The sequence below is a fragment of the Vibrio jasicida CAIM 1864 = LMG 25398 genome, from assembly GCF_000400365.1.
GTDB classification, from domain to species: Bacteria; Pseudomonadota; Gammaproteobacteria; order Enterobacterales; family Vibrionaceae; genus Vibrio; species Vibrio jasicida.
Map to the genome: position 1 here is coordinate 1 of NZ_BAOG01000187.1, position 2,919 is coordinate 2,919.

Below are 2,919 nucleotides of genomic sequence, written 5' to 3' on the forward strand. Positions count from 1 at the left end.
CATTTTTACTTTGCGGTGGCTTATGTGATTAAGGCTCTGTGCGGTAGCTTTTGTATTGCGTTACTCACACCTTAGCAAGGCGTTATGTGCCTACAGAGGAAATTATGAACAACAGGCAAATACTAGAGTTAAAAAAGCGTCGGCGTAAAAAGCTTGAAGTTTACTTTAATCGCAAAGCACATCGCGAGGAATATGAAAAGCAACTTCAGCTAGCTTTTCATGAGTATCAACAAAAAAGAGCAGGTATGCCCCGCAAACACGCTGATTTCTTTGAAACTGTAGATAAAGGAACTAAAGAGCTCAGTATCGCGATGACATTTTTTCAATTGCTAGAGTCTCAGTTAGGCGAACATTTAGTTCAGGTTCAGTTGGCAGGCGACCCACCTGATGTAGCTGTAGTTACGAATAAAGGAACCACTTTTGGTATTGAAATTACGGAATTAGTCAGTGAAAAAGCTATTGGTCTTGATATAAAAAACAAACGTGAGCAGTATTTGACAGAAATCCTATCTTGGAATGCTAATACCCTACAGACGAAGCTAGAAAAGATTATCACTGGTAAAGCTGAAAAGTGCGCGAGTATTGAGCCAACATACGATAACTTAGTACTACTAATATTTACGGACGAGCCTCGTCTAACTTCTGATGTCATCAGAGACTATTTATCAGAAATTAAGCTTCCTAGTTTATCTCCTTTCGATTTGGTTTACGTTCTGACAAGCTATGAACCTAAAATCAATGGGTACGGACTAATTCAACTCGGCACATAACAAACTGTTCAAGAGGGATTCGCAACGCGTGGCATTTTTACTATGCGTTGGTTTTAGTGTTTAAGGTGGTATGCGGCGGTTTTGGTATTGCATTGCTCACCCCTTAACAGGGCGTTATGGCGCAGGGCAAAATCCAGCTAAGGGGACTAGATGAGTGATAAAGTGAAAGTGGCCCTGAAATGGCTCAAAGATCATTTGGAGGCTGAGGGTGTTGAGTACCAAATTGTTGGTGGGTTAGCGGCAACTATTCATGGTGGAAGTCGTGAAATCGCTGATATCGATCTTTATATTCGCAATTCTGACGTAAACAAGGTCTTGGCTCGCGTATCGCAGTTCATATCTAAACCGTTAACTCATTACACTGAGTACGGTTGGGATATAGAGTATTTTCAACTGGTTTACCAAAATCAAAAAATTGAAATTGGTTTAGATCTAAACACGAAGATACAATCAGCTCTCGATGGTTCTTGGCATGAGCTTGAAATCCACTTTTCAGAGTCAGTGGTAAAACACTATCAAGGTATCGAATTACCAGTTATTCCAGTCCATCGTCTCGTTGAGTACAAGCGAATATTGGGTAGGGAAGTCGACCTAATAGACATACAAGAACTAACGTGAGTTCAGCACCATAACAAGCAATTCAAGCTGATTCGCAACGCTCGGCACTTTCGGTTTCAACTTGTTTGGTGATTACGGTGCAGTGTTTTAGTAAAGTGGCAGCGTTGCTCACAACTTAATTGGGCGTTAGCCGTCATGGAGCTTGCTATACTCAAAGTGATAGAATAGTATCACTTTAGTATTCCTTTGGAGCAGCTCTCATGAAAGTAGAAGTAGTTACAACACTTAAACGCCAAGCAACTAAGATCCTCGCCGATCTCCACGACACTAAAGAACCCGTGTTAATTACTGAGCATGGTAAGCCATCTGCGTATCTAGTTGATGTTGATGACTACGAATTTATGCAAAATCGTTTAGCTATTCTTGAGGGTATTGCACGAGGTGAGCGTGCACTAGCTGACGGTAAAGTGGTAAGTCATGATGAAGCCAAGGACAAAATGTCAAAATGGCTGAAGTAATCTGGACTGAACCAGCGTTATCTGACCTCAATGATATTGCTGAATACATCGCACTTGAAAATATCGTAGCTGCAAAGCAGTTAGTACAAACGATCTTCTCCAAAGTGGAACGCCTACAAACTTTCCCAGAGTCAGGTCGTATTCCACCCGAGCTAGAACATTTAAGTTATCGTGAAGTTGTCGTTAATCCATGTCGTGTTTTCTATAAACAAGACGGTGACAAAGTGTTTATTCTGTTTGTTATGCGTGCAGAGAGAGATTTGCGTAAGTTCCTGTTGAGTAAGCAGTAACCTTTGGGAATGAGCGGCTAACAAACTGTTCAAGAGGGATTCGCAACGCGTGGCATTTTTACTATGCGTCGGTTTAAGTGATTAAGGTGGTATGCGGTAGCTTCGGTATTGCGTTGCTCACCCCTTAACAGGGCGTTATGTACTTTCTCGAAAATTAACCTAGCCAACGTATGAAATTAGGTCGTAAACTTAGCTTAATTAGAGGGTTAGGTGATAGATATGGCATTTTCAGAAATTGAGCAACAGCGTTATAGAAAGGTAGTGGAGAAGTACCTTGATTCTTGTCGGCCGCCAGAAGAGATCCGCAACCAACTTGATATTGGGTATCGTTTAGAGGGGCAAGTCATCGAAATCTTCGAGATACGTCCTAAGTGGAATGATCCATCCGAAAAAATGGAGTGCCCAGTAGCCAAAGTCAAATATTATAAGTCGCGTGATGCGTGGAAAATTTACTGGATGAAATCCGACCAAAAATGGCATTCGTATGAGCCAGTTCCAGAGATTCAACTTCTAGAAGCTTTCTTGGAAATATTGGAAGACGATACTTATGGGTGTTTCTGGGGATAGAACCAACCACGTACATAACAAACTGTTCAAGAGGGATTCGCAACGCGTGGCATTTTTACTATGCGTTGGTTTTAGTGTTTAAGGCGGTATGCGGCGGTATCGGTATTGCGTTGCTCACCCCTTAACAGGGCGTTAGTACGGGTTTGACATCAAAGGTCATAAGTTTTGGTGTTTATCTGTTTTTGCGCTCGTCTTTACACCTTTTAGTTTGTACCT

Annotated in this window: 5 protein-coding genes; all 5 read left to right on the forward strand. The window is 41.7% G+C overall.

Annotation, left to right across the window (positions count from 1 at the left end; genetic code table 11):
- Positions 1 to 104: 104 nt before the first annotated feature.
- The 5 genes from VJL_RS26460 to VJL_RS26480 all read left to right on the forward strand — a co-directional run bounded on the left by VJL_RS26460 (position 105) and on the right by VJL_RS26480 (position 2,703).
- On the forward strand, positions 105 to 770 hold the full coding sequence (locus VJL_RS26460) for a hypothetical protein (protein WP_038882339.1): 666 nt from the start codon (positions 105 to 107) through the stop codon (positions 768 to 770).
- 150 nt (positions 771 to 920) lie between these two features.
- Positions 921 to 1,388 carry a hypothetical protein gene (locus VJL_RS26465; RefSeq protein ID WP_038882340.1) on the forward strand — a complete coding sequence of 156 codons (468 nt, stop codon included), beginning with the start codon at positions 921 to 923 and terminating at the stop codon, positions 1,386 to 1,388.
- Positions 1,389 to 1,588: 200 nt separating this feature from the next.
- The gene (locus VJL_RS26470) at positions 1,589 to 1,846 is read left to right on the forward strand and encodes a type II toxin-antitoxin system Phd/YefM family antitoxin (protein WP_038882341.1); all 258 of its coding nucleotides are present in this window, start codon (positions 1,589 to 1,591) and stop codon (positions 1,844 to 1,846) included.
- Entirely contained in the window at positions 1,834 to 2,136 is a 303-nt protein-coding gene (locus tag VJL_RS26475) for a type II toxin-antitoxin system RelE/ParE family toxin (protein ID WP_025796191.1), read from the forward strand. Before VJL_RS26470 ends, VJL_RS26475 begins: the two co-directional genes overlap by 13 nt.
- A 219-nt stretch (positions 2,137 to 2,355) precedes the next feature.
- Positions 2,356 to 2,703 (forward strand): DUF3024 domain-containing protein, encoded by a 348-nt coding sequence (locus VJL_RS26480; RefSeq protein WP_009705214.1) that lies wholly within the window; start codon positions 2,356 to 2,358, stop codon positions 2,701 to 2,703.
- Positions 2,704 to 2,919: the final 216 nt, after the last annotated feature.

Coding starts and splice junctions, on each gene's coding strand:
- VJL_RS26465 (WP_038882340.1), top strand. CDS start 921: ATGAGTGATAAAGTGAAAGTGGCCCTGAAATGGCTCAAAGATCATTTG.
- VJL_RS26480 (WP_009705214.1), top strand. CDS start 2,356: ATGGCATTTTCAGAAATTGAGCAACAGCGTTATAGAAAGGTAGTGGAG.
- VJL_RS26470 (WP_038882341.1), top strand. CDS start 1,589: ATGAAAGTAGAAGTAGTTACAACACTTAAACGCCAAGCAACTAAGATC.
- VJL_RS26475 (WP_025796191.1), top strand. CDS start 1,834: ATGGCTGAAGTAATCTGGACTGAACCAGCGTTATCTGACCTCAATGAT.
- VJL_RS26460 (WP_038882339.1), top strand. CDS start 105: ATGAACAACAGGCAAATACTAGAGTTAAAAAAGCGTCGGCGTAAAAAG.